This window comes from Pseudomonas putida, from assembly GCF_022627325.1.
Classification (GTDB): Bacteria; Pseudomonadota; Gammaproteobacteria; order Pseudomonadales; family Pseudomonadaceae; genus Aquipseudomonas; species Aquipseudomonas putida_X.
In genome coordinates this window covers 93,945-117,945 of the sequence record NZ_JAETZZ010000005.1, presented here as the reverse complement: position 1 = coordinate 117,945, position 24,001 = coordinate 93,945, and the positions used below count along the sequence as shown (strand labels likewise).

Genomic DNA, 24,001 nt, shown 5'->3' with positions numbered 1-24,001 from the left:
TTTTATGCGTGGGTAAAACGCCTGTCAGAACATAGAGTTGGCGCCACGTGTTAAAGGGCTTTGAAGCCTTTGTTTTCAAGCATATTTTTATAGAGGCACGGGATTACATGGAAATCGGTCTGCGCGAGTGGCTGATCCTCATCGGCATCATTGTCATCGCCGGTATTCTTTTCGACGGCTGGCGCCGCATGCGCGGCGGAAAAGGCAAGTTGAAGTTCCGTCTGGATCGCAGTTATTCCAACCTCCCGGACGAGGAAGGCAGCGCCGAGGTCTTGGGCCCGTCGCGCGTGCTCGATACCCAGAAGGAGCCGGAGCTGGACGAAAGCGACCTGCCGTCGCTCAGTGCGCCGGCGCGTGAGCGCGAGCGCGAGCAGAAACCGGCCAAGGCCAGCAAGCGTGGCAAACGTGCCGCTGAAGTGCAGCCGCAGGGCGACCTGGACCTGGTGGCCGAGCCGCGCGAGCCCGACCTGTTCGCCGATGCCGACGACGATTTCGCTGCCGACAACAACCGCAACGGTGGTTTTGCTGCCGCGGGCAGTGCTGCCAAGGAGCTGCCACCGGTCGAAGAGGTGCTGGTGATCAGCGTCATCTCGCGTGATGAAGGTGGCTTCAAGGGCCCGGCGCTGCTGCAGAACATTCTTGAAAGTGGTTTGCGCTTCGGCGAGATGGACATCTTCCATCGTCATGAAAGCATGGCCGGTCACGGCGAAGTCCTGTTCTCCATGGCCAACGCTGTCAAGCCCGGCATCTTCGACCTGGACGACATCGATCACTTCAGCACGCGCGCGGTCAGCTTCTTCCTCGGGCTGCCAGGCCCGCGCCATCCGAAGCAGGCCTTCGATGTGATGGTCGCCGCAGCGCGCAAGCTGGCCCACGAGCTCAATGGTGAGCTCAAGGATGACCAGCGCAGCGTGCTGACCGCCCAGACCATCGAGCATTACCGCCAGCGCATCGTCGAGTTCGAGCGCCGCGCGCTGACCCAGAAACGCTGATGTCATCGAGCGAGCGGACCCTGCCCTGGTCTTGCTCGCTTCGTTTCAAGCGCAAGAGCAGCCTAGGGCTGCTCTTTTGCTTTGCAAGAGAACCTGAAGAATGAAAGCCGAATCCCGAATCCTTGAGCTGCGTGCAGAGATTGCTCAGCACGATTTCCGTTACTATGTGCTTTTCAAGCCGAGCGTGCCCGACGCCGAATACGACCGTCTGTTCAAAGAACTCAAGGCACTCGAAGCTGAGCACCCTCATCTGATAACTCCCGATTCGCCCACCCAGCGTGTAAGCGGGATTGTCTCTCCTGAATTTTCCCAAGTCCGCCACGAAGTACCTATGCTCAGTCTGGGGAATGCCTTTGAAGAGGCCGACCTGCGTGATTTTGGTCGTCGGGTTATTGATGGTCTAGACCAGTCAGGTGCTATTGATTTCAGCTGCGAGCCTAAGCTTGACGGCCTAGCGGTGAGCCTTCTTTATCAAGATGGACAGTTGGTGCGAGGCGCCACCCGAGGCGATGGCGCTATGGGCGAAGATATCAGCGCCAACGTGCGCACAGTGCGAAATATTCCGCTCAAACTGCGGGGTGAGGGTTGGCCTGCATTGCTCGAAGTGCGTGGCGAAGTGTTTATGAGCAAGGCCGGTTTCGATCGTCTCAACGTTTCTCAAGCTGACGTCGGTGCCAAGACGTTTGCTAACCCGCGAAATGCGGCGGCCGGGAGTCTGCGTCAGCTGGACTCAAGAATCACCGCCAAGCGCCCGCTAGAGTTCTGCTGCTACGGCGTAGGGCAGGTTTCGGAGAACATTGGTGAAAGCCATATCGAGATCCTTGAGCAGCTCAAGCAATGGGGGCTGCCAATCAGTCCCGAGCTTCGGCATGCAGCGGGTATCGAAGAATGCCTGGCTTACTACCGCGACATCGGCGAAAGGCGCAACAGTCTGCCATACGAGATCGATGGTGTGGTATTCAAGGTCAATAGCCTAGCTTCCCAGCGCGAGCTAGGATTCCGCGCTCGCGAGCCACGCTGGGCAATCGCCTACAAGTTCCCTGCCATGGAAGAGTTGACCGAGGTACTGGGCGTCGAGTTTCAGGTTGGTCGCACAGGTGCAGTCACACCAGTAGCCCGCCTCAAACCTGTTAAGGTCGCCGGAGTGACCGTCTCCAATGCAACGCTTCACAACATGGATGAGATAGCTCGCTTGGGGTTGCGCGTCGGCGACACAGTGATTATTCGTCGAGCTGGTGATGTAATCCCTCAAATCATGCAGGTAGTAATTGAGCGGCGCCCCCTGAGTGCCCGCCCGGTACAGGTGCCCACTGAGTGTCCGGTATGTGGCTCCCAGGTCGAGCGCACCCAGTTGGTCAAGCGCAGCAAAGGCAAGGAAACCACCAGCGAAGGCGCGGTGTACCGTTGTGTCGGCCGTCTGGCCTGTGGCGCCCAGCTCAAGCAGGCGATCATTCACTATGTTTCGCGGCGCGCCATGGATATCGACGGCCTGGGCGAGAAGAGCGTCGAGCAGTTGGTGGACGAAGGCCTGATCGGTTCGCCGGCGGACCTCTACAAACTGCAGTTCGAGCAGATCGTCGGCCTGGAGGGTTTTGCCGAAGTCTCCAGCAAGAAGCTGCTGGATGCCATCGAGGCCAGCAAGCGCCCGAGCCTGGCGCGCTTCATCTATGCCCTGGGCATCCCGGACGTGGGCGAGGAGACCGCCAAGGTGCTGGCCCGCTCGCTGGGCAGCCTGGCACGGGTGCAGCAGGCGTTGCCGCAGGTGCTGACGTACCTGCCGGACATTGGTCTGGAAGTGGCCTACGAGATCCACAACTTCTTTGAAGACGAACACAACTGCAAGGTCATCGAGCAGTTGCTCGCTTGCGGTATGCAGTTGCAGGACGAAGGCGAGTTGGCGGCAGAGTTCGCTGCGAGCACCACCCTGGCCGGGATGATCGCCAAGCTCGACATCCCTTCGGTCGGGCCCACCGGCGCGCAGAAGCTGGTCGCCAAGCTGGACAGCCTGGAAAAGATCATCGCCGCCGATGGCATCGACCTGCGCCAGGCACTGGCGGCGAAACAGGCCGAAGCCGTGCGCGAATTCTTCAAGGAGGAGGCCAACCAAAAGCTGGCCAGAGACATCGAAGCCCAGTTGCTGGCGTTCGGCATGCACTGGACCAGCCAGAAGAAGGTCGCCGAGGGCTTGCCCCTGGCTGGCCAGACCTGGGTGCTGACCGGCACGCTGGAGCGTATGAGCCGCGATATCGCCAAGGAGAAGCTGGAAAGCCTCGGCGCCAAGGTTGCCGGTTCGGTGTCGGGCAAGACACACTGCGTGGTCGCGGGCCCAGGCGCGGGCTCCAAATTGGCCAAGGCCAGTGAACTCGGGGTCAAGGTACTGGATGAGGATGCGTTCGTCGTGTTTCTGGGCGAGCAGGGCATTGCCATCTGATCGTCCAGGCCTGATCGCCGCCAGGCTCGGCGCCACCCCTGTGGAAGCCGGCTTGCCGGCGATGAGGCCAGGCCAGGCCCCTGGATCTGGACAAGTCATTGAGAAATGATGACTTTTTCTCCGGTTAAAGGTTGTAACTTCGCCCCAGACCGGTACAATGGCGCGGCTCGCTACTTGGCGAGCCGCGTAGTGGTGGCCCCATCGGTCCCCCCGCATTGATTACCCGTTAACCTGGTCAGGCCCGGAAGGGAGCAGCCATAGCGGGAACATCGAGTGCCGGGGTGTGGCTGGTGGGGCCGCCTCCATTTACGCCAGCCTCTCTCAAGAACCCCTCGCACTGCCCCCCTTTCAGATGTTCACTATTTTGCCAGTTCATGGCGCTTTAGCCTTTTCATCACCAGAATAACTGCCACAAGTCCAGCCAGCCCTAGCCCATGCCCATGCCCAAGGTAAACGGTATCAGGACCTGCCAGGGTGAACTCATTCTTGCTTTGCGCAGGTCTTCGTCGAGCGCTTCCAGTTCGCGTTGAAACCTGATCGCGCTTTCCTCGTTCAGGCGGGACATCGTCGTTCCTCATGTAATTCCATTGGGCTCGCGTCGCTTGGGTGGCTGGATCCCACGGGTATTTAAGAAAGGTCCTACTGCTATTTGACTGGTGTGGAAATATCCTACGCAACCTGTCGACGCCCGTCTGATTGTCCCTGGAAACCTCGCCCTATAGTCTTTTGCGGTCGCTGTCAGTTCAGCGATCGGGTGTGGAAGCCTGGGGTTCGGTTCTTGTCGTTATGACAGTTGTTCGCGGGAGGCCCTCGGGCCTGCCGGGTTCACCGTACCCCTGGTCTTCCACCCCGCGTACAACTGTCACCCTAAAGTGTGGAAGCGAATGGGTGCCCTCAATCCGGTACGGTGCTTTCATGAAAAAACTTGTCCCTGATCCACCACACACCTTCTAACTTCCTCCCGGCAAATCCCTCTCCCGCGCCATTAGCGACGGCATCGTGCCGATTGAATTCGTGATGATGAATGTCACCCATTACCTGATGTTCGCCTACAGCGACAGCCGGCGCGCGCTGGAGAGGATCGAGGATGAAGAGACGCGGCAGCAGCTGGAGCATGGATTGCGCGCGATGCAGATTGCCTGGGGGCAGGCGGATGCGGTGGCGATGGCGGTTGAGCGGCGGCGCTAGTTTTTCAGCGTTCGTACGCCCCATGAAGAAAGCCCCTACATCTATCCACCTTTGTAAAAAATAAGGTCATGCCTGCTGAAATAGGAGAGCAGGCATGGGAATGTGCAAACGGGATTTGACCATCGGTGTGCTGGTAACGGTGCTGTGGGGTTGCAACTACGGTGTGATCGAACTGGGCTTGAGCACGCTCGAACCCTCCGTCATGACACTGCTGCGTTTCACCCTCTGTGCGGTGCCGTTGGTATTCTTCATCAGGCGGCCGACGGGCGTTTCCATGGCGGTCATGGCGCTCTACGGCGTGCTGTTCGCAGTGGGGATCTGGTGGATGGTCAATTTTGCCATGTACCAGGGGCTTAGCCCCGGCATGGCCTCGGTCTTTCTGCAGTTCAGCGCATTTTTCACCATCCTGCTGAGTGCGGTCTTCCTGCGCGAGCGCATCACTGCCGCACACTTCTGGGGAATGGCGCTCGCGGCCTGTGGCCTGGGCATGATGCTGTTGTCGAGCAGCCAGTCGTCGACGGTGATAGGGCTATTTCTCGTGCTGCTCGCCGCGCTTGCCTGGGCATTTTGCAATCTGCTGATCAAGCTCAAGCGCCCTGGTGAGATGACGGCGTTCATCGTCTGGTCGAGCCTGTTCTCGCTGCCTTTCATCCTCGCCTTCATAGTCGTCTCGCAAGGCTGGAAGGCATTCGAAGGCCTTGGTCATGGCCTGGCGTGGGAGGCGCTGTTCTCCGTGCTGTTCCAGAGCCTGATCACCACCATTCTGGGTTATCGGGTCTGGAACAACCTGATGAAAAAGTATCCGGCTACCCAGGTCGCCCCTTTGTCGTTGCTGGTGCCGGTATCAGGGCTGGTCACCTCCTGCATGTTCTTCGGTGAAAGGCTGGGCGCGGGCCAGTGGTTGGCCATCGGCCTGATCTTGACGGGGATGATGGTATTTTTCGCTGGCCACTTGCTTCGGGGTATCGGGCGTCGGGTTGTGCGACTGCTTTGACGGAGTCTCCCGACGCCGTGGCAGTTATTCCCCAGGTTGTTGTGTAGTGACCTCATCAAAAACCGCCCTGGCACCGTAACGCTGCATGATCCGCGCGATCTCGCCAGACTGTTGCATGCGTACCAAAGCCCTGAGTATTCCCTGCGTCGGTATTGCCGGGTCGTTCCTCACCATGCACCCCAGCGCCTGCTCCTCTAGCACCGCCAGCACCTGCAGGCGCTGCTCGGCCGGCAGCCGCTGGTTGAACCACTGCAACGACAGCTCATTGCTGACCGCGTGCCGATAACGCCCTATTTGCAGCTTCTGCAGCGCCAACGCCTGGCTTCGGCTGTCCTCGCGGCGCAACTGCCCCTGCTCGAACAAAGGCTCCAGCGTCGTGTAGGTGTACCCCAGTACCGTGCCAATGGCCTGCCGCGGCAGTTGTTCCGGCCGGGTCGGGGCGTTGTCACCTGGCTGCCCGACCAGTACATCGCGCTGATGGAACAACGGTATGCTCCAGACAAAATGCCCTGGCCGGTCATTGAACCACTGCGTGCTCACATAGCAGCGCACGTCGATGTCGCCATTATCCATCGCCTGCTGCAGGCGCAGGCGGGCCAGCACGTGGTATTCGGGGCGGGCGCCGACTTCGCGAGCGATCCCTTGCATCAGGTCGAACAGCAGCCCTTCGACCGGCTGCTCGCCCTCGACGCGCACCAGCGGCATGCTCCAGCTTTCGGCGACGGAAAAGCGCAGCACCGGTGGATCGGCCAGGCTGCAAGAGGTCCACAGCAACAACAGGGCCAGCAGTCTTCGCAAAGCACATCCTCCATGAACAACGTGCGCCAGTTACTGAGCGTAGACGAACCATGCAGGGTGCAATTTCGGCCCCGCTCCGCTAGCATTAGCGATCTTCCGCTCGATCAGGCTGCGATGGTTTTTCGATGAGTTATCAGGTTCTTGCACGTAAATGGCGTCCGCGCTCGTTCCGCGAAATGGTCGGCCAGGCCCATGTGCTCAAGGCCTTGATCAATGCCTTGGACAACCAGCGCCTGCACCATGCCTACCTGTTCACCGGTACGCGGGGTGTGGGCAAGACCACCATTGCGCGAATCATCGCCAAGTGCCTCAACTGCGAGACCGGCATCACCTCCACGCCCTGTGGCACCTGCTCGGTGTGCCGGGAGATCGATGAAGGCCGTTTCGTCGACCTGATCGAGATCGACGCCGCCAGCCGTACCAAGGTCGAGGACACCCGCGAACTGCTCGACAACGTGCAGTATGCCCCCAGCCGCGGGCGCTTCAAGGTCTACCTGATCGACGAAGTGCACATGCTGTCCACGCACTCGTTCAACGCCTTGCTCAAGACACTGGAAGAGCCGCCACCCTACGTCAAGTTCATCCTCGCCACCACCGACCCGCAAAAGCTGCCGGCCACCATCCTTTCGCGCTGCTTGCAGTTCTCGCTGAAGAACATGAGCCCGGAGCGGGTGGTCGAACACCTGAGTCATGTGCTGGAGGCCGAGAACGTCCCGTTCGAGCCCGATGCGCTGTGGTTGCTTGGCCGTGCTGCCGATGGTTCGATGCGTGATGCCATGAGCCTCACCGACCAGGCTATCGCGTTCGGCGAGGGTAAGGTGCTGGCCGCCGATGTGCGGGCCATGCTCGGTAGCCTCGATCACGGCCAGGTCTATGGTGTGCTGCAGGCATTGCTGGAGGGGGATGCACGGGCGCTGCTGGAGGCGGTGCGCAACCTCGCCGAGCAGGGGCCGGACTGGAGTGGCGTGCTGGCCGAAATGCTCAATGTGCTGCACCGTGTCGCCATCGCCCAGGCGCTGCCCGAAGCGGTGGACAACGGCCAGGGTGATCGCGAGCGGGTGCTGGCGCTGGCGTCGGCGTTGCCTGCCGAGGATGTGCAGTTCTATTACCAGATGGGCCTGATCGGTCGCCGCGACCTGCCTTTGGCACCCGACCCGCGGGGCGGTTTCGAAATGGTCCTGCTGCGGATGCTGGCGTTCCGCCCGGCCGACAGCGACGATGCACCGAAACCGGTACTAAAGCCGGTGGGGATCAGCCAGGCCACAGCTGATCCTGCAACCCCGGTGGCAGCGCCTGCGGTGCTTCCCGGCGCGTCTGTCGTTGCTGCCCAAGCCCCCGCTGCAGTGGTGATGGCCCCGCAAGCCGAGCCTGCGGTCGTCGCCGAGGCGTTGTCGGCGGCGCCACCACAACCTGAGCCGAAGGCTGAGCTGGCAGAGCCAGAGCCCGAGCCCGAGCCCGAGCCCGAGCCGGCACCGGCACCGGAAGAGGAAGTCATCGACCTGCCCTGGGAGGAGCCTGCTGCACAGCCTGAGCCGCTGGCCGTTGAGCCCACACCTGCGCCGGCTGCCGCGCCACGGCCTGCAGTCGCCGAGCCGCAAGCTGCCCAGCCGGCCTATGATGCGCCGCCATTCGATCCGTCGGAGTACGCCTCGGTGGGCATGGAGCGTGATGACGAGCCGCCCATGGATGAGGATTATTACGGGGGCGAAAGCGACCCGGTGGGCTTCAGCTATCTGGACGAGCTGGTTGAGCACGTCCAGGAAGACGCCCCCATCGCTGCGCCCGAGCCGCTGCCGGCTGCCAAGCCCGCCACCGGCTTGGCCCTGCAATGGCTGGAATTATTCCCACAGTTGCCTGTGTCCGGTATGACAGGCAACATCGCCGCAAACTGCACGCTGATCGCTGCAGACGGTGACGATTGGCTGCTGCACCTTGACCCAGGCCAAGGCGCCTTGTTCAACGCCACCCAGCAACGGCGCTTGAATGACGCGCTCAACCAGCACCTGGGGCGCACGCTGAACCTGCGCATCGAGCTTATCCTGCCCGAGCAGGAAACCCCGGCCCAGGCAGCCTCGCGCAAGCGTGCCGAGCGCCAGCAGGACGCGGTGGCGTCGATCGAGCAGGATCCGTTGATCCAGCAGATGATCAAGCAGTTCGGTGCTACCGTGCGGCAGGATACTATTGAACCTGTAGCGGCCCTGGTCAGTCAGGGTCAGTAACGGATAACCATGCGGCCGCCCTGTGGCGGGCTGCATCACACGACCCAATCGAGGTATACCCCCATGATGAAAGGTGGCATGGCCGGCCTGATGAAGCAGGCCCAGCAGATGCAGGAAAAAATGGCCAAGATGCAGGAAGAGCTGGCCAACGCCGAAGTGACCGGCCAATCGGGTGGCGGCCTGGTCAGCGTGGTGATGACCGGTCGTCATGACGTCAAGCGCGTCAGCATCGATCAAAGCCTGATGTCGACGGATGAAGACGACAAGGAAGTGCTCGAAGACCTGATTGCTGCTGCGCTGAATGACGCCGTACGCAAGGTCGAGCAGAGCAGCCAGGAAAAAATGGGTGGCATGACTGCTGGCATGCAGCTGCCGCCGGGCTTCAAGATGCCGTTCTAAGGCGTTTGCTGTTCAAAAGCCGCCGTGGGGTTCCAAGGCGGCTTTTTTTGTGGTGTTGTTTACAGGGGCGTAGGGGTGTGGCCGTGCGCATGCCTGGATCGTTCTGGCGGCCTCAAGATGGAGCGCCGCTTGTGATGTGTGAGATTTGACGCTGTCACCCTGCGCCGGTATAAACCGCCTCTCATAGAATTATCAGGCCTTTCCCATGAGCTTCAGCCCCCTCATCCGCCAACTGATCGACGCCCTGCGCACGCTGCCGGGCGTTGGCCAGAAAACCGCCCAGCGCATGGCCCTGCAGTTGCTGGAACGCGACCGCAGCGGTGGTGTGCGCCTGGCCCAGGCGCTTACCCTGGCCATGGAAGGGGTTGGCCATTGCCGCCAGTGCCGCACGTTGACCGAGCAGGAGTTGTGCCCGCAATGCGCTGACCCGCGCCGCGACGATACCCAGCTGTGCGTGGTGGAGGGGCCGATGGATGTGTATGCGGTGGAGCAGACCGGTTATCGCGGTCGCTACTTCGTGCTCAAGGGGCACCTGTCGCCGCTCGATGGCCTGGGGCCTGATGCTATTGGCGTGCCGCAGTTGATGGCGCGGATCGAGGAGCAGGGCAGCTTCACCGAGGTGATCCTGGCCACCAACCCGACCGTGGAGGGTGAGGCAACCGCCCATTACATCGCCCAGTTGCTGGCCGAGAAGGGGCTGGTGGCCTCGCGGATTGCCCATGGCGTGCCGCTGGGCGGCGAGCTGGAGCTGGTCGATGGCGGCACCCTGGCGCATGCCTTTGCAGGGCGTAAGCCCATTGCGCTTTAAGAGCTGCAAGCTTCAAGCTGCAAGTAAAAGCAGGTCCGCGTACGCTTGTAGCTTGTGGCTTTGAGAGCTGCAAGCTGCAAGCTGCAAGTAAAAGCAGATCCGCGTTCGCTTGTAGCTTGTAGCTTGCGGCTTGCGGCTTGCGGCTTGCCGCTCAGTACTCGCTCAGGGAAAACTCGGTCAGGCAGAAGGTCGGCACACCCGCCGCCTGCAGTCGGCGCGAACCGTCCAGCTCAGGCAGGTCGATGATCGCCGCCGCCTCGAACACCTGGGCTCCGGTGCGGCGCACCAGGTTGGCTGCGGCCAGCAGGGTGCCGCCGGTGGCGATCAGGTCATCGAAGATCAGCACCGAATCGCCCTCGCACAGGCTGTCGGCATGCACCTCCAGGAAGGCCTCACCATACTCGGTCTGGTAACCCTCCGACAGCACATCAGCCGGCAGTTTGCCCTGCTTGCGGAACAGGATCAGCGGCTTGTTCAACTGGTGGGCGATGATCGAACCGATCAGAAAGCCACGGGCATCCATGGCGCCGATGTGGCTGAACTCCGCCTCTACATAACGTTCGATGAACTGGTCGGCGACATAACGCAGCCCGCGTGGCGACTGGAACAGCGGGGTGATGTCGCGGAAGATCACACCCGGCTTGGGGAAGTCCACTACCGGGCGGATCAGGGCTTTGAGGTCGAAGGCTTCGCTGTGCATTGTTGCAGGTATCCTGAAAAACGAATGCGCCAGTATACCTTTTTCAAGCAGCCTTTCAGGCCTCCATCGCACCACCGGCCAGCGCACACAACTGGATCGGATCAAGAATGTGCACTTCCTTGCCCTCGGCGCGCAGCAGGCCGTTCTGCTGGAAGCGGGTGAACACCCGCGACACGGTTTCAACGGCCAAGCCCAGGTAATTGCCGATTTCGTTGCGCGACATGCTCAGGCGGAACTGGTTGGCCGAATAGCCGCGGGCGCGGAAGCGTGCCGACAGGTTGACCAGGAAGGTGGCAATGCGCTCATCGGCGGTCTTTTTCGACAGCAACAGCATCATCTGCTGGTCGTCGCGGATTTCACGGCTCATCACCCGCATCAGCTGGCGGCGCAGCTGGGGGAGTTGCACAGACAGCTCATCGAGCCGCTCGAACGGGATTTCACAGACCGAGGTGGTTTCCTGCGCCTGAGCCGAGACCGGGTAGGCTTCAGTGTCCATGCCGGACAGCCCGACCAGTTCGCTGGGCAGATGGAAGCCGGTGATCTGCTCCTCACCGCTGTCGCTCAGGCTGAACGTCTTGAGGGCGCCGGAACGTACGGCGTAAACCGAGCCGAAATTGTCACCCTGTCGGAACAGAAACTCGCCTTTTTTCAGCGGGCGCCCGCGTTTGACGATTTCATCCAGTGCATCCATGTCTTCCAGGTTGAGCGAAAGAGGCAGGCACAGGGGTGCCAGGCTGCAATCCTTGCAATGGGCCTGGCCGTGGGCGCGCAGTTTGACTGGCTCGGACATTTGAATCGATCCTTGTGGGAAAGCACACATAAGTCGTAAGGGTAACCTACGGCATAGGGTGTAGGCCAGAGTGCGCGAGGATGATGCGCCTTGGCCGAACCCCAGCTGCATCATGCCGGGGGTCCGTTGTTGCCCATAGTGTGCCTGGCAAGCGGGCTTGTCCACACGGTCGAGGGTTCGCCTGGCTAGATCACTCGCGAAAAACGCTGACGGTCGTGCATCGCCAGGTACGCGTCGAACACCATGCAGACCGAGCGTGCCAGCAGGCGCCCGGCCGGCAGGATGCGGATGCCCTGTTCATCGAGGCGGATCAGGCCGTCCCGTTGCATGTTCAGCAGCGCTGGCCAAACGTCGTTGAAATAACCGCGAAAATCGATGGTGAAGGCGCTTTCGATGGGCTCGAAGTCGAGTTCGAAGTGGCAGATCAGTTGCTGGATCACTGCGCGTCGCACGCGGTCATCGTGATTGCACAGCAAGCCGCGCTGGGTGGCCAGCTGCGAGCCGGAGAGCGCGTCCTGATAGGTGATGAGGTCGCTGCTGTTCTGGCAGTACAGGTCGCCGATCTGGCTGATTGCCGAAACCCCCAGGCCGATCAGGTCGCAGTGGCCGTGGGTGGTGTAGCCCTGGAAGTTGCGCTGCAGGGTGCCTTCTTCCTGGGCGACGGCCAGCTCGTCGTCGGGCAGGGCGAAGTGGTCCATGCCGATGTAGCGATAGCCGGCGGTGGTGAGCTGCTCGATGGTGGCCCGGAGCATCTCCAGCTTGGCAGCCGGGGCCGGCAGGTCGTTGCTGTCGATACGCCGTTGCGGCATGAAGCGCTCAGGCAGGTGGGCATAGTTGAAGACCGAGATGCGGTCAGGCTGCAGGCGGATCACCTCCTCGATGGTACGGGCGAAGCCCTCCGGGGTCTGCTTGGGCAAGCCATAGATCAGGTCCAGGCTGACCGAGCGGAACTGCAAGGTGCGCGCCGCCTCGATCAGGGTGCGGGTCTGCTCCAGGCTCTGCAGGCGGTTGATCGCGCGCTGCACCGCAGGGTCCAGGTCCTGCACGCCGAGGCTCACTCGGTTGAAGCCCAGTTCGCGCAGCAGGCCCATGGTCGACCAGTCGGCCTCGCGCGGGTCCAGTTCGATGCCGTAGTCGCCGGAATCATCGTCCAGCAGGTTGAAGTGCTGGCGCAGGGTGGCCATCAGCTGGCGCAGTTCCACATGGCTGAGGAAGGTCGGCGTGCCGCCACCCAGATGCAGCTGTTCAACACGCTGTTTAGGGTCCAGGTGGCAGGCGATCAGCTGGATTTCATGTTCCAGGCGCTGCAGGTAGGGTGCGGCTCGGGCACGGTCCTTGGTGATCACCTTGTTGCAGGCGCAGTAGTAGCAGATGTTGGCGCAGAACGGCACATGCACGTACACAGACAGCGGGCGCACGGCCCGGCGGCTTTCGCGCAGGGCGTGGAGCAGGTCGAACGAGCCGACTTCGCTGTGCAGTTGCACCGCAGTCGGGTAGGAGGTGTAGCGCGGGCCGGCCAGATCGTAGCGGCGGATCAGGTCGGCATCCCAGCGTAGATCTTCGAGCATGTGGGCGGTCCCCGGAATGAGCAGCAGTGCCCCGGAGTCTATGGCCGTCTGTAGGAATCTGTGTTGATTTGTGTCAAGCGCTATGGGGGCCGCTGGGCAGCAGCCCGGTCAGTGCCCCATCAACCAATGCTGGTGCGGCCCCGGCAGGGTCCACAGGCCGAACAGGATGACCAGCAGGCCGCCTGCCATGCGTACGCTGCGCCGCCGCAACAGGGTGTTGACCCGCTCCGCCGCCAGCCCTGTGGCCAGCAGCACCGGCCAGGTACCCAGCCCGAATGCCAGCATCAGGGCCGCGCTGTACCCCGCGTTGCCTTGGCTGGCTGCCCACAGCAGGGTGCTGTACACCAGCCCGCACGGCAGCCAGCCCCACAGCGCGCCAAGCAGCAGGGCCCGGGGCAGGCTGGAGACCGGCAACAGGCGCGAAGCCACGGGCTGGATATGCCGCCACAGCCCCCGGCCCAGTGCTTCGATGCGTGTCAGCCCGCTCCACCACCCGGCCAGGTACAAGCCCATGGCGATCAGCAGCAACGCGGCCACCACCCGCAGTGCCAGGGCAGCAGGGCTGCTGGCTACGGCCCAGCCGGCCAGGCCCAGCAGCAGGCCGGCGCAGGCATAGCTGAGAACACGCCCGACGTTGTACGCCAGCAACAGACGCAGGCGCCGGCCGCGTTGCTCCGGCGGGATGGCCAGCGTCAGCGCGCCCATCAGGCCGCCGCACATGCCCAGGCAGTGGCCGCCGCCCAGCAGGCCGAGGACCAGCGCGGAGCCAAGCAGGGGAAGCAGGTCAGGCACGGGGTGGTTGGTCCTTGTCTTGCGGCTCGGCGGGCTCGGGGGTGACGGCAGCTTGGTGGCGGGGGTCCTGGTCGTCGAACAGGATGCTGTGGGCAGGGCTTTCAAGGTCGTCGTACTGGCCGCTGTCCACCGCCCAGAAAAAGATGTACACGGCGACGCCAACGAGCAGCAGGGCGGCCGGGATCATGACATAGAGGGCTGGCATGGGCGGCTCCTGATCAGGCAATGGCAGGTTGTGGGGCGCTGGCCCTGGCCGCCACGCCAGGCAGCCGGGTCAGGCGCAGGGCATTGAGGACCACGATCAGCGAGCTGACCGACATGCCGACAGCGGCCCATACCGGGGTGATCCAGCCGAGCGCGGCGAACGGCAGCATGAGGCCATTATACAGGGTCGCCCAAAGCAGGTTCTCAAGGATGTTGCGGCGGGTGCGGCGGGCCAGGTCGAAGGCATGTACCAGCGCTTGCAGGCGGTTGCTCAGCAGCACGGCATCGGCGCTGGTCTTGGCAAGGTCGGTGGCACTGCCCATGGCAATGCTGATATCAGCGGCGGCCAGCACCGGCACATCGTTGACCCCGTCACCCAGCATCAGCACCTTGCGCCCGGCGGTCTGCTGGGCCTTGAGCCGGTCCAGCTTGTCGTCCGGGCGCAGGCCGCCAATGGCCTGGTCGATACCCAGCTGGGCGGCCACCTCGGCGACCATCGGCGAGCTGTCGCCCGACAGCAGCAGGGTGCGCCAGCCACGCGCCTTGCATGCCGCCAGCAGGGCAGGGGCGTCATCGCGCAGGCGATCGTCCAGGCCGAACCAGGCCAGCGGGCCTTGGCGGTCGCCCAGCAGCAGCCATTGGCCGCGGGGTTCCGGTACAGGCGGGATTTCCGCGCCGCTGAGGGCGCAAACGAATGTGGGCTGGCCGATGCGCAGGCGCTGCCCGCCGACCAGCCCTTCCAGGCCCAGCCCGGGCACCGTTTGCACCTCGTCCGCGGGCTCGGCATTGCGGCCGAAGGCGCGGGCGATAGGGTGTTCGGAACGGTTTTCCAGGGCGGCGGCAAGCGCCAGGCAGCGGTCGGCGGCCACCGCGCCCAGCGGGCGAATGCTGCGCAGGGTCAGGCGGCCCTCGGTGAGCGTGCCGGTCTTGTCGAAAATGACCGTGTCGATCTGGTTGAGGCCTTCGAGCACGTGACCGCGGGTGACCAGCAGGCCGAGCTTGTGCAGCGTACCGGTGGCGGCGGTCAGTGCAGTAGGGGTGGCCAGCGAGAGCGCGCAGGGGCAGGTGGCTACCAGCATGGCCAGGACAATCCAGAACGCCCGTGTCGGGTCCAGGTGCCACCACCACAGGCCGATGACGATGGCGGCTACCAGGGTGAACAGCAAAAACCACTGCGATGCACGGTCGGCAATCTGGGCCAGGCGTGGCTTTTCGGTCTGCGCGCGTTCCAGCAGGCGGACGATGGCCGACAGTCGCGACGCTTGGCCGAGTGCTTCGATTTCCACGTTCAGCAGGCTTTCGACGTTCAGGGTGCCGCCGGTGACCCGATCGCCGACCCGCCGCGGTTGCGGCAGGTACTCACCGGTCAATAGCGACTCGTCGACGCTGGAACGGCCCTCGACAATGCGCCCGTCAGCCGGGATCACCGCACCGGGCAGCACCTGCACGGTGTCACCGCAGTGCAGTTCGCTGAGCAGGATGCGCTCGCTGCGGCCAAGGCTGTCCAGGCGCAGGCAAGAGGCCGGCAGCAGGTTGACCAGTTGCGCAGTGGCCGCCGCCGTGCGCTCTCGGGCGCGGCGTTCAAGGTAGCGGCCGGTGAGCAGGAACAGTGCGAACATGCCCACGGTGTCGAAATACAGCTCGCCACTGCCGGTAACGGCTGTCCAGATGCCGGCACCGAAGGCCAGGGCGATGGCCAGCGATACCGACACGTCCATGGTCAGGTGGCGGGTGCGCAGGTCGCGGGCAGCCCCTTTGAAGAACGGCGCGCAGCTGTAGAACACGATCGGGATGGTAAGAAACAGCGCCACCCAGCGCAGGATGGTGTGCAGCTCGGGCGACAGGTCGATGTTGAATTCCGGCCAGGTGGCCATGGTGGCCATCATTGCCTGGAACCACAGCAGCCCGGCCACGCCCAGCCTGCGCAGGGCACTTCGGTTTTCCCGGGCCAGTTGCTCGGCGGCCTGGTCGGGTTGGTAGGGGTGGGCGGCGTAGCCGATCTGGCGCAGCTCGGCCAGCAATCGCGAGAGCGGCAGGCGTTGGTCTTCCCAACTGAGCAGCAAACGGTGGTTGGACAGGTTAAGGCGTGCGTCGGCCACCCCGGGCAGGTTGCGCAAGTGCTTTTCGATCAGCCAGCCGCAGGCGGCGCAGCTGATGCCTTCGACCAGCAGGGTGGTTTCGGCCAGCTCGCCCTGGTGGTGGACGAAGGTTTTTTGCACGTCGCTACGGTCGTACAGGGTCAGTTCGTCCTGCAACTGCTTGGGCAGGGCCTCGGGGTTGGCGCTGTTTTCGCTGCGGTGCTGGTAGTAGTGTTCCAAACCACCGGCGACTATTGCCTCGGCCACGGCCTGGCAGCCGGGGCAGCAGAACTGCCGGGGCTGGCCAAGGACCATGGCGGTGAAGCGGCTGCCAGTGGGGACGGGCAGGGCGCAGTGGTAGCAGGGGGTGGGCTGGGTCATCACATCATTGCCTTGCATATTTGGCTGGCCGGCGCGTGGCTACAGGTGTTCAGCGCCCTGGATGGCTTCGTCACCCAGCTGCAAGGTCACACCGTGCGCCACCTTTTCCTCCTCGAACAAACGCCACACCTGGCCGTTTTCGCTACCCAGCAGTTCGACGAAGCGGCGCCCGTCGACCTTGTCTTCCAGTTGCCCCACATAGCGCCCCGCCTCGACCCGGCTCAGCAGCACCTTGCGGTCCTTCTCTGGCTGGGTGGGGGAAATCAGGTTCAGCTCCAGGCGCTTCGGGTCGCTGCTACCGGTCAGGCGCAGGTCCACTTCGCCCGTCAGTTCGTCCAGGTGCACGCTGGCCTGCAAACCCAGGTTGTGCGCCAGCAATTCACGGTCCAGCGAGCGGTTGATGCCTTTGCCGGCTTCGTAGTAGTTGTCGTTGACCAGGTTGTCCGGGTTGTTCACGGCAATGCTGACCATGGTCAGGCTCAGGCACACCGAGGTGGTGAGGATGCCGATAATGATCCAGGGCCAGAGGTGCTTGTACCAGGGGCTGGTGGCGGTGGCGGCAGGCATGGTTCGCGTTCTCTCTCAGCGGATCTGTGGGCCGATGAAGCGGCTCTTGGCTTGGACCTCGGCAGCGCTGTCATCGGCGCTTTTGAGGGTGAAGGTGATTTCGTTGGTGGTCGAAGGCAGTTTTTCGGGGGCGACCGACAACTGCACCGGCAGGCTGACGATATCGCCGGCGGCCACGCGGATTTCCCGCTGGCCTTCGAGCCGCAGGTCAGGCAGGCCGGCGGCGTCCAGCACGTAGACGTGGTCACGCTGGTCCTTGTTCATGACCTTGAGGCTGTACACGTTCTCGATCCGGCCCTGGGCGTTCTCGCGGTATAGCACGCGGTCCTTGCTGACGTCGAAGCCCACCAGCGAGCGGGTGGCGAAGGCGGTGGCCAAGGCGCCGATCATCACCACCAGCACCAGTGCGTAACCGATCAGCCTTGGGCGCAGCATGTGGGTTTTCTGCCCCGACAGGTTGTGCTCGGTGGTATAGCTGATCAGGCCCTTGGGGTAGTTCATCTTGTCCATGATGCTGTCGCACGCGTCGATGCAGGCAGCGCAGCCGATGCACTCGATCTGCAACCCATCGCGGATGTCGATGCCGGTGGGGCAGACCTGTACGCACATGGTGCAGTCGATGCAGTCGCCGAGGCCCTGGGCCTTGTAGTCCGTGTCCTTCTTGCGCGGGCCGCGGGTTTCGCCGCGGCGCGGGTCGTAGGAGACGATCAGTGTGTCCTTGTCGAACATCACGCTCTGGAAGCGGGCGTAGGGGCACATGTACACGCACACCTGCTCGCGCAGCCAGCCGGCGTTGCCGTAGGTGGCCAGGGTGAAGAAGCCGACCCAGAAGTAGGCCCAGCCATCGGCCTGGCCGGTGAAAAATTCGATGACCAGTTCGCGAATCGGCGAGAAGTAGCCGACGAAGGTCATGCCGGTGACGAAACCGATCAGCAGCCACAGGCTGTGCTTGGTGAATTTGCGCACGAACTTGTTGGCACTCATCGGGGCCCGGTCAAGCTTCATGCGCTGGTTGCGGTCGCCTTCGGTGACCTTTTCGCACCACATGAAGATCCATGTCCACACGCTTTGCGGGCAGGTGTAGCCGCACCACACGCGGCCGGCGTACACGGTGACGAAGAACAGGCCAAAGGCGGCGACTATCAGGATGCCCGAGAGCAGGATGAAGTCTTGCGGCCAGATGGTGGTGCCGAAGATGTAGAACTTGCGCTCAGGCAGGTTCCACCATACCGCCTGATGCCCGCCCCAGTTCAGCCACACCGTGCCGAAGTACAGAATGAACAGCGCCGCCCCGCCTACCATCCGCAACCTGCGGAACAGGCCGGTGAAGGCGCGGGTGTAGATTTTCTCGCGAGAGGCGTAGAGGTCGACGGAATCCTTCCCTTTGCTGGCAGGCGGGGTGACGTCATGTACCGGAATGTGCTTGCTCATCATCAAGTCCCACGGCAGTGGAGAAATGCCGCGGCCAGTGCGTGCCGGCCGCAGTCTCGCGCATTCTGCTAGCGCTGCGACCCATGATACGCCGCTGATGGCACGCCGGGGTCGATCTGCGACCTTTAGTCGCGTTGGTTTCGTGGTGTTTATCGTGGTAAGGCGGGTGTCAATTGATCCAGGTCATGCGGCGCTGAATCTACCGGCGCTATCGCCGGCTAGCCGGCCCACACAGCGGCCCCAGCGAACCTGAGTTCACGGGGTGACTGTGGCAGCCGGCGTGCCGGCGATAGCGCCAGTGCAGGCCTCACTCGGCCTTTTCAGGCTCCTGCCCTTGATGCGACAGGCTGTACACATAAGCCGCCAGCAGGTGCACTTTGTCATTGCCCTGCAGTTGCTCCTGCGCCGGCATCTGGCCCTGGCGGCCATAACGGATGGTCTGTTGCAATTGAGCGAAGCTCGAACCGTAGATGAATGCCTGCGGGTGGGTCAGGTTCGGCGCGCCCATGGCGGGTGTGCCCTTGCCTTCAGGGCCATGGCACGCCACGCAATTGGCGGCGAAGATCTTCTGCCCGTTCTCGACATCGGCCTTGGCCCCCTCGGGCAGGCTGCGGCCATCGAGCTTGCTGATCACGAAGGCTGAAACGTCGGCCACACCTTGCTCGCCAATCACTTGCGCCCATGCCGGCATCACGCCATGGCGGCCGCCCATGATGGTGGCCTTGATGGTCTCCGGCTCGCCACCCCAACGCCAGTCGTTGTCGGTGAGGTTGGGGAAGCCATAGGCGCCCTTGGCGTCGGAGCCGTGGCACACCGAGCAGTTGGAAGCGAACAGTCGCGCACCCATCTTCAGTGCCTGCGGCTGCTTGGCCACTTCCTCGATAGGCATGGCCGCGTACTTGGCGAAGATCGGCCCGAAGCGGGCATCGGCCTTGGCCATTTCCTTCTCCCACTCATGCACGCCGGTCCAGCCGGGCTGACCGTTGGTGAACTCGGTCTGCTTGTCGTTATCCAGGTACGAATACCCTGGCAGCACGCCTTTCCAGTTGCCCAGGCCCGGGTACAGCACCAGGTAGCCGAGGGCAAAGATGATGGTGCCGACGAACAGCCAGAACCACCATTTGGGCAGCGGGTTGTCGTATTCCTCGATGCCATCGAAGGCATGCCCGACGGTTTCGTCGGTGACCTCTTCGCGCTGGCCCTTGCGGGTCGACAGCAGCAGCCAGGTCAACGCGAAGATGGTGCCCAGGGTCAGGACGGTGACGTACAGACTCCAGAAGGTTGTCATTGTTGTTTGCTCCCAGAAGCGTTTGCTTGCGCTTGCTCGACGTGCGTTTTGGCCTCGGGGTCATCGGCGAACGGCAGTTGGGTCGCCTCGTCGAATTCCTGCTTGCGCCGTGGGTTGAATACCCACAGCGCCAGGCCCACGAAGGCCACCATCACCACGACGGTGCCCAGGCCGCGAATCATCCCGATATCCATCAGCGTCACCGTTTGCTTTTGATGATGGTGCCAAGACCCTGCAGGTACGCGACCAGTGCGTCCATTTCGGTCTTGCCCTTGACCGCGTCGCGGGCCCCGGCGATGTCGGCATCGGTGTACGGCGTGCCAAGGGTACGCAGCACTTCCAGCTTCTTCGCGGTGTCTTTGCCGTCGAGCGTGTTCTCCACCAGCCACGGGTAGGCCGGCATTTTCGACTCCGGCACTACGTTGCGCGGGTTGTACAGGTGTGCGCGGTGCCAGTCATCGGAGTAGCGCCCACCGACGCGGGCCAGGTCCGGGCCAGTGCGCTTGGAGCCCCACAGGAACGGGTGGTCCCACACGCTTTCACCCGCCACCGAGTAGTGGCCGTAGCGCTCGGTTTCGGCGCGGAACGGGCGGATCATCTGCGAGTGGCAGCCTACGCAACCTTCGCGGATGTAGATGTCGCGGCCTTCGACTTCCAGCGCGGTGCGCGGCTTCATGCCTTCGACGGGTTTGTTGGTGACGTCCTGGAAGAACAGCGGGACGATCTGGGTGAGGCCACCGACGCTCACGGCGATGACCATGAAGAAGGCCAGCAGGCCGATGTTCTTCTCGACAGCTTCATGCTTCATCAGTGGGCTCCCACAACGACGATCTTGGCGGCTTCATCCGCTTCTGCCGGGTTGGCGGCGCGTACGGTACGCAGCACGTTGTAAGCCATCAGCAGCATGCCGGAGGCGAAGAACGCACCGCCCAGTGCGCGGACGATGTAGCCCGGGTGGCTGGCCTGCAACGCTTCGACGAAGGAGTAGGTCAGCGTGCCGTCATCGTTGATGGCGCGCCACATCAGGCCTTGGGTGATGCCGTTGACCCACATCGAGGCGATGTACAGCACGGTGCCGATGGTCGCCAGCCAGAAGTGCGCGTTGATCAGGCCTACGCTGTGCATCTGTTCACGGCCATACAGGCGCGGGATCATGTGGTACACGGCGCCGATCGAGATCATCGCCACCCAGCCGAGCGCGCCGGCATGTACGTGGCCGATGGTCCAGTCGGTGTAGTGCGACAGCGAGTTCACGGTCTTGATGGCCATCATCGGGCCTTCGAAGGTGGACATGCCGTAGAACGCCAGGGATACCACGAGGAAGCGCAGGATCGGGTCGGTGCGCAGTTTGTGCCAGGCGCCGGACAGGGTCATCATGCCGTTGATCATGCCGCCCCAGCTCGGTGCCAGGAGGATGATCGACATCACCATGCCCAGCGATTGCGCCCAGTCGGGCAGCGCGGTGTAGTGCAGGTGGTGGGGGCCTGCCCAGATGTACAGGGTGATCAGCGCCCAGAAGTGGACGATCGACAGGCGATACGAGTAGATGGGCCGCTCGGCCTGCTTGGGCACGAAGTAGTACATCATCCCCAGAAAGCCGGTGGTGAGGAAGAAGCCCACGGCGTTATGGCCGTACCACCACTGGATCATGGCATCGGTGGCGCCGGAGTAGGCCGAGTACGACTTGAACAGGCTCACCGGCAGCGAGATGTGGTTGACGATGTGCAGCATCGCGGTAACCACGATGAAGGCGCCGTAGAACCAGTTGCCGACGTAGATGTGCTTGGTCTTGCGCTTGACGATGGTGCCGAAGAACACCAGCCCGTAGGTGACCCAGACGATGGCCAGCAGGATCGCCAGTGGCCACTCGAGCTCGGCGTATTCCTTGGTGGTGGTGTAGCCCATCGGCAAGGTGATCAGCGCGCCGACGATGACGGCCTGCCAACCCCAGAAGGTGAAGGCGGCCATGCTGTCGGAGATCAGCCGGGTTTGGCAGGTTCGCTGCACCACGTAGTAGCTGGTGCCGAACAACGCACAGCCGCCGAAGGCGAAGATAACCAGGTTGGTGTGCAAGGGGCGCAGGCGGCCGAAGCTGGTCCAGGGCAGGTCCAGGTTCAGTTGCGGCCACACCAGCTGCGAGGCGATGAAAACGCCCAGGCCCATGCCAAGGATCCCCCAGACCACCGTCATGATGGCGAACTGGCGGACGACCTTATAGTTATAAGCAGTCGGACTGATTGCTGTGCTCATTCTAAGGTTCCACGGTTTTGGTGTTCTTGTTGGTTGAAAAATCGGCGCCAGTATCGATAACCGCCAGGGTTATGGCAACGCAAGGAGCCCTGCGCCGACCCGTGTCCGGGCCCTTTTGCCGGTGTCCCGCGGCAGTAGGGTCTGGGCGATTGTACACAAATAAATATTTGTAATGTGTACCGTTTTTCGCCTTTTTCTGATCGATCGGTCAAGCTTTTTTTGCGGGCGGTGTCAGGCGATGCACCGCGTCTGCTGCGCTGGATCGACAGCGAAGGCAACTGTGCCAACAAGCTTAGTTCTGTTCGGAGGGGGTGCAAGGCGGGCGCGGGGCGGGGAATGCCGGGGCCGCTTGGCGGCCCCGGGGGTGTTACTTGGCAGTCACGGTTTCAGTCATACCACCCTGTGAAAGGCTGTACACATAAGCGGCCAGCAGATGCACCTTGTCATTGCCCTGAATTTCCGCCTGGGCGGGCATCTGCCCTTGGCGGCCATAGCGAATGGTCTGCTGCAGCTGGGCAAAGCTCGAACCGTAGATGAACGCCTGCGGATGGTTCAAGTTTGGCGCGCCCATGGCCGGGGTGCCATTGCCCTCGGGCCCGTGGCAGGCCACGCAGTTGCCGGCGAAGATCTCCTTGCCCCTGGCCACATCAGCCTTGGCCCCTTCCGGCAGGCTGCGGCCATCGAGGTTCGTCAGCACGTAGGCGGCTACATCCGCCACGCCCTGTTCGCCGATCACCTCAGCCCAGGCCGGCATCACGCCGTGGCGTCCATTCATGATCGACGCCTTGATGGTGTCGGGCTCGCCACCCCAGCGCCAGTCGTTGTCGGTCAGGTTGGGAAAACCATAGGCGCCTTTGGCATCCGAGCCGTGGCACACCGAGCAGTTGGAGGCGAACAGGCGGCCGCCCATCTTCAAGGCCTGCGGGTCCTTGGCCACTTCCTCGACCGGCATGGCGGCGTACTTGGCGAAGATCGGGCCAAACCGGGCGTCGGCCTTGTCCATTTCTTTCTGCCATTCGTTCGCGCCGGTCCAACCGTTCTCGTAGCCGGGCAGAACGCCCTTCCAGTTGCCCAGGCCTGGGTAGAGAATCAGGTAGCCAACGGCGAACACCAGGGTGCCGACGAACAACCAGAACCACCACTTGGGCAGCGGATTGTCGTACTCCTCGATGCCGTCGAAGCTGTGCCCCATGGTCTGGTCGGTGGTGTTGCTGCTCTGGCCCTTGCGGGTCGACAGCAGCAGCCAGGTCAGGCCGATCAGGCTGCCGATGGTCAGTACGCAGATGTACGTACTCCAGAAGGTAGTCATTGGGGATTACTCCTCATGCCAGTGTCCTGCCCGGCAGGGGGCAGGCGGTCGTCGACGAAGGGCAGCAGGCGCGCTTCGGCGAAATCATGGTCGCGGCGGCGGTTGAAAACCCACAGCGACAGGCCGATGAAGGCAATCATCACCACCAGGGTGCCCACGCCACGGATCATGCCGATATCCATTTCCATCGCTCTTACCTCTTGTTCTTGATCGCGGTGCCGAGCACCTGCAGGTAGGCGACCAGGGCGTCCATCTCGGTCTTGCCCTTGACCGCATCACGCGCACCGGCAATGTCCTGGTCGGTGTACGGCACCCCCAGCGTGCGCAGGGTGCGCATCTTGGTGTCGGTGTGGCTGTTGTCGACCTGCTGGCCGACCAGCCATGGGTAGGACGGCATCTTCGACTCCGGTACCACGTTGCGCGGGTTGTACAGGTGCGCGCGGTGCCAGTCGTCGGAGTAGCGCCCACCGACCCGGGCCAGGTCCGGGCCGGTGCGTTTGGAGCCCCACAGGAACGGGTGGTCCCACACGCTTTCACCCGCGACCGAGTAGTGGCCGTAGCGCTCGGTCTCGGCGCGGAATGGGCGGATCATCTGTGAGTGGCAGCCCACGCAACCTTCGCGGATGTAGATGTCGCGGCCTTCAAGCTGCAGCGCGGTGTAAGGCTTCATGCCTTCGACCGGCTTGTTGGTGACGTCCTGGAAGAACAGCGGGACGATTTGGGTCAGGCCGCCGATGCTGACGGCGAACACCATCAACAGGGCCAGCAGGCCAACGTTTTTCTCGATGACTTCATGTTTCATCAGGCAAGTCTC

At 62.9% G+C, this 24,001-nt stretch carries 24 protein-coding genes and 1 other RNA gene; 8 read left to right on the top strand and 17 right to left on the bottom strand.

All coding sequences use genetic code 11. From position 1 onward, the window contains the following. The first annotated feature begins 107 nt into the window (after nt 1-107). The 3 genes from zipA (at nt 108) to ffs (ending at nt 3,719) form a co-directional block, all read left to right on the top strand. Nucleotides 108-992 (top strand): cell division protein ZipA, encoded by an 885-nt coding sequence (zipA, locus tag JNA92_RS09860; protein ID WP_241804510.1) that lies wholly within the window; start codon nt 108-110, stop codon nt 990-992. A gap of 100 nt (nt 993-1,092) precedes the next feature. Further along, nucleotides 1,093-3,423 carry an NAD-dependent DNA ligase LigA gene (ligA, locus tag JNA92_RS09855; RefSeq protein WP_241804509.1) on the top strand — a complete coding sequence of 777 codons (2,331 nt, stop codon included), beginning with the start codon at nt 1,093-1,095 and terminating at the stop codon, nt 3,421-3,423. Nucleotides 3,424-3,622: 199 nt separating this feature from the next. Beyond that, nucleotides 3,623-3,719: signal recognition particle sRNA small type (ffs, locus tag JNA92_RS09850), an RNA gene on the top strand. Between the two features lie 131 nt (nt 3,720-3,850). Here the strand turns inward: ffs and JNA92_RS09845 are convergent. Further along, nucleotides 3,851-3,988: a hypothetical protein gene (locus JNA92_RS09845; RefSeq protein ID WP_241804508.1), complete on the bottom strand. Its 138-nt coding sequence runs from the start codon at nt 3,986-3,988 to the stop codon at nt 3,851-3,853. A gap of 434 nt (nt 3,989-4,422) precedes the next feature. On the opposite strand from JNA92_RS09845, the gene JNA92_RS09840 reads away from it, so the two are divergent. Continuing rightward, nucleotides 4,423-4,611 (top strand): hypothetical protein, encoded by a 189-nt coding sequence (locus JNA92_RS09840; RefSeq protein ID WP_241804507.1) that lies wholly within the window; start codon nt 4,423-4,425, stop codon nt 4,609-4,611. A 94-nt stretch (nt 4,612-4,705) separates the two neighbouring features. Continuing rightward, nucleotides 4,706-5,605: an EamA family transporter gene (locus JNA92_RS09835; RefSeq protein ID WP_241804506.1), complete on the top strand. Its 900-nt coding sequence runs from the start codon at nt 4,706-4,708 to the stop codon at nt 5,603-5,605. 24 nt (nt 5,606-5,629) lie between these two features. Here JNA92_RS09835 and JNA92_RS09830 read toward each other — a convergent pair whose 3' ends face one another. After that, on the bottom strand, nt 5,630-6,403 hold the full coding sequence (locus JNA92_RS09830; protein WP_241804505.1) for a substrate-binding periplasmic protein: 774 nt from the start codon (nt 6,401-6,403) through the stop codon (nt 5,630-5,632). A gap of 125 nt (nt 6,404-6,528) precedes the next feature. On the opposite strand from JNA92_RS09830, the gene dnaX reads away from it, so the two are divergent. The 3 genes from dnaX (at nt 6,529) to recR (ending at nt 9,829) form a co-directional block, all read left to right on the top strand. Then, on the top strand, nt 6,529-8,622 hold the full coding sequence (gene dnaX, locus JNA92_RS09825; protein WP_241804504.1) for a DNA polymerase III subunit gamma/tau: 2,094 nt from the start codon (nt 6,529-6,531) through the stop codon (nt 8,620-8,622). Nucleotides 8,623-8,685: 63 nt separating this feature from the next. Next, nucleotides 8,686-9,021 (top strand): YbaB/EbfC family nucleoid-associated protein, encoded by a 336-nt coding sequence (locus tag JNA92_RS09820; protein WP_008093501.1) that lies wholly within the window; start codon nt 8,686-8,688, stop codon nt 9,019-9,021. A 205-nt stretch (nt 9,022-9,226) separates the two neighbouring features. Continuing rightward, nucleotides 9,227-9,829, top strand: a complete 603-nt coding sequence (recR, locus tag JNA92_RS09815) for a recombination mediator RecR (protein ID WP_241804503.1) — start codon at nt 9,227-9,229, stop codon at nt 9,827-9,829. Between the two features lie 151 nt (nt 9,830-9,980). Here recR and JNA92_RS09810 read toward each other — a convergent pair whose 3' ends face one another. From JNA92_RS09810 to ccoO (JNA92_RS09740), 15 genes are all read right to left on the bottom strand, one after another. Beyond that, complete coding sequence (locus tag JNA92_RS09810; protein ID WP_003254303.1) at nt 9,981-10,529, bottom strand: adenine phosphoribosyltransferase; 549 nt, start codon at nt 10,527-10,529, stop codon at nt 9,981-9,983. Between the two features lie 55 nt (nt 10,530-10,584). Next, on the bottom strand, nt 10,585-11,319 hold the full coding sequence (gene fnrA, locus JNA92_RS09805) for a Crp/Fnr family transcriptional regulator FnrA (RefSeq protein ID WP_012315416.1): 735 nt from the start codon (nt 11,317-11,319) through the stop codon (nt 10,585-10,587). 185 nt (nt 11,320-11,504) lie between these two features. Continuing rightward, a complete protein-coding gene (hemN, locus tag JNA92_RS09800; RefSeq protein WP_241804502.1) occupies nt 11,505-12,887 on the bottom strand; it encodes an oxygen-independent coproporphyrinogen III oxidase in 1,383 nt (460 codons plus the stop codon). Between the two features lie 108 nt (nt 12,888-12,995). Continuing rightward, nucleotides 12,996-13,679: a sulfite exporter TauE/SafE family protein gene (locus tag JNA92_RS09795; RefSeq protein ID WP_241804501.1), complete on the bottom strand. Its 684-nt coding sequence runs from the start codon at nt 13,677-13,679 to the stop codon at nt 12,996-12,998. Continuing rightward, nucleotides 13,672-13,884, bottom strand: a complete 213-nt coding sequence (gene ccoS, locus JNA92_RS09790) for a cbb3-type cytochrome oxidase assembly protein CcoS (protein WP_241804500.1) — start codon at nt 13,882-13,884, stop codon at nt 13,672-13,674. Before ccoS ends, JNA92_RS09795 begins: the two co-directional genes overlap by 8 nt. Nucleotides 13,885-13,897: 13 nt before the next feature. Next, the gene (locus JNA92_RS09785; protein WP_241804499.1) at nt 13,898-16,342 is read right to left on the bottom strand and encodes a heavy metal translocating P-type ATPase; all 2,445 of its coding nucleotides are present in this window, start codon (nt 16,340-16,342) and stop codon (nt 13,898-13,900) included. A gap of 39 nt (nt 16,343-16,381) precedes the next feature. Beyond that, entirely contained in the window at nt 16,382-16,909 is a 528-nt protein-coding gene (locus tag JNA92_RS09780; protein ID WP_241804498.1) for a FixH family protein, read from the bottom strand. Between the two features lie 15 nt (nt 16,910-16,924). Beyond that, nucleotides 16,925-18,340 (bottom strand): cytochrome c oxidase accessory protein CcoG, encoded by a 1,416-nt coding sequence (gene ccoG / locus JNA92_RS09775; RefSeq protein WP_241804497.1) that lies wholly within the window; start codon nt 18,338-18,340, stop codon nt 16,925-16,927. 307 nt (nt 18,341-18,647) lie between these two features. Further along, nucleotides 18,648-19,628: a cytochrome-c oxidase, cbb3-type subunit III gene (gene ccoP / locus JNA92_RS09770; protein ID WP_241804496.1), complete on the bottom strand. Its 981-nt coding sequence runs from the start codon at nt 19,626-19,628 to the stop codon at nt 18,648-18,650. Continuing rightward, the gene (locus tag JNA92_RS09765) at nt 19,625-19,822 is read right to left on the bottom strand and encodes a cbb3-type cytochrome oxidase subunit 3 (protein WP_241804495.1); all 198 of its coding nucleotides are present in this window, start codon (nt 19,820-19,822) and stop codon (nt 19,625-19,627) included. Before JNA92_RS09765 ends, ccoP (JNA92_RS09770) begins: the two co-directional genes overlap by 4 nt. Before the next feature lie 5 nt (nt 19,823-19,827). Then, on the bottom strand, nt 19,828-20,436 hold the full coding sequence (gene ccoO / locus JNA92_RS09760; protein WP_012315407.1) for a cytochrome-c oxidase, cbb3-type subunit II: 609 nt from the start codon (nt 20,434-20,436) through the stop codon (nt 19,828-19,830). Continuing rightward, nucleotides 20,436-21,878: a cytochrome-c oxidase, cbb3-type subunit I gene (gene ccoN / locus JNA92_RS09755; protein ID WP_241804494.1), complete on the bottom strand. Its 1,443-nt coding sequence runs from the start codon at nt 21,876-21,878 to the stop codon at nt 20,436-20,438. The genes ccoO (JNA92_RS09760) and ccoN overlap by 1 nt, the downstream gene beginning before the upstream one ends. A gap of 367 nt (nt 21,879-22,245) precedes the next feature. Beyond that, on the bottom strand, nt 22,246-23,187 hold the full coding sequence (ccoP, locus tag JNA92_RS09750) for a cytochrome-c oxidase, cbb3-type subunit III (protein WP_241804493.1): 942 nt from the start codon (nt 23,185-23,187) through the stop codon (nt 22,246-22,248). Further along, complete coding sequence (locus JNA92_RS09745) at nt 23,184-23,375, bottom strand: cbb3-type cytochrome oxidase subunit 3 (RefSeq protein ID WP_012315404.1); 192 nt, start codon at nt 23,373-23,375, stop codon at nt 23,184-23,186. Before JNA92_RS09745 ends, ccoP (JNA92_RS09750) begins: the two co-directional genes overlap by 4 nt. A gap of 5 nt (nt 23,376-23,380) precedes the next feature. Continuing rightward, nucleotides 23,381-23,989: a cytochrome-c oxidase, cbb3-type subunit II gene (gene ccoO / locus JNA92_RS09740; RefSeq protein WP_241804492.1), complete on the bottom strand. Its 609-nt coding sequence runs from the start codon at nt 23,987-23,989 to the stop codon at nt 23,381-23,383. Between the last annotated feature and the right edge of the window lie 12 nt (nt 23,990-24,001).

Bases quoted from the DNA above. Each gene is read 5' to 3' on its own strand.
- JNA92_RS09780 (WP_241804498.1), bottom strand. From the start codon at position 16,909: ATGCCTGCCGCCACCGCCACCAGCCCCTGGTACAAGCACCTCTGGCCC.
- ligA (WP_241804509.1), top strand. From the start codon at position 1,093: ATGAAAGCCGAATCCCGAATCCTTGAGCTGCGTGCAGAGATTGCTCAG.
- ccoO (WP_241804492.1), bottom strand. From the start codon at position 23,989: ATGAAACATGAAGTCATCGAGAAAAACGTTGGCCTGCTGGCCCTGTTG.
- ccoS (WP_241804500.1), bottom strand. From the start codon at position 13,884: ATGCCAGCCCTCTATGTCATGATCCCGGCCGCCCTGCTGCTCGTTGGC.
- ccoN (WP_241804494.1), bottom strand. From the start codon at position 21,878: ATGAGCACAGCAATCAGTCCGACTGCTTATAACTATAAGGTCGTCCGC.
- JNA92_RS09845 (WP_241804508.1), bottom strand. From the start codon at position 3,988: ATGTCCCGCCTGAACGAGGAAAGCGCGATCAGGTTTCAACGCGAACTG.
- ccoP (WP_241804496.1), bottom strand. From the start codon at position 19,628: ATGACAACCTTCTGGAGTCTGTACGTCACCGTCCTGACCCTGGGCACC.
- ccoG (WP_241804497.1), bottom strand. From the start codon at position 18,340: ATGAGCAAGCACATTCCGGTACATGACGTCACCCCGCCTGCCAGCAAA.
- JNA92_RS09835 (WP_241804506.1), top strand. From the start codon at position 4,706: ATGGGAATGTGCAAACGGGATTTGACCATCGGTGTGCTGGTAACGGTG.
- JNA92_RS09785 (WP_241804499.1), bottom strand. From the start codon at position 16,342: ATGACCCAGCCCACCCCCTGCTACCACTGCGCCCTGCCCGTCCCCACT.
- hemN (WP_241804502.1), bottom strand. From the start codon at position 12,887: ATGCTCGAAGATCTACGCTGGGATGCCGACCTGATCCGCCGCTACGAT.
- ccoP (WP_241804493.1), bottom strand. From the start codon at position 23,187: ATGACTACCTTCTGGAGTACGTACATCTGCGTACTGACCATCGGCAGC.
- fnrA (WP_012315416.1), bottom strand. From the start codon at position 11,319: ATGTCCGAGCCAGTCAAACTGCGCGCCCACGGCCAGGCCCATTGCAAG.
- JNA92_RS09820 (WP_008093501.1), top strand. From the start codon at position 8,686: ATGATGAAAGGTGGCATGGCCGGCCTGATGAAGCAGGCCCAGCAGATG.
- zipA (WP_241804510.1), top strand. From the start codon at position 108: ATGGAAATCGGTCTGCGCGAGTGGCTGATCCTCATCGGCATCATTGTC.
- JNA92_RS09810 (WP_003254303.1), bottom strand. From the start codon at position 10,529: ATGCACAGCGAAGCCTTCGACCTCAAAGCCCTGATCCGCCCGGTAGTG.
- JNA92_RS09745 (WP_012315404.1), bottom strand. From the start codon at position 23,375: ATGGAAATGGATATCGGCATGATCCGTGGCGTGGGCACCCTGGTGGTG.
- dnaX (WP_241804504.1), top strand. From the start codon at position 6,529: ATGAGTTATCAGGTTCTTGCACGTAAATGGCGTCCGCGCTCGTTCCGC.
- ccoO (WP_012315407.1), bottom strand. From the start codon at position 20,436: ATGAAGCATGAAGCTGTCGAGAAGAACATCGGCCTGCTGGCCTTCTTC.
- recR (WP_241804503.1), top strand. From the start codon at position 9,227: ATGAGCTTCAGCCCCCTCATCCGCCAACTGATCGACGCCCTGCGCACG.
- JNA92_RS09765 (WP_241804495.1), bottom strand. From the start codon at position 19,822: ATGGATATCGGGATGATTCGCGGCCTGGGCACCGTCGTGGTGATGGTG.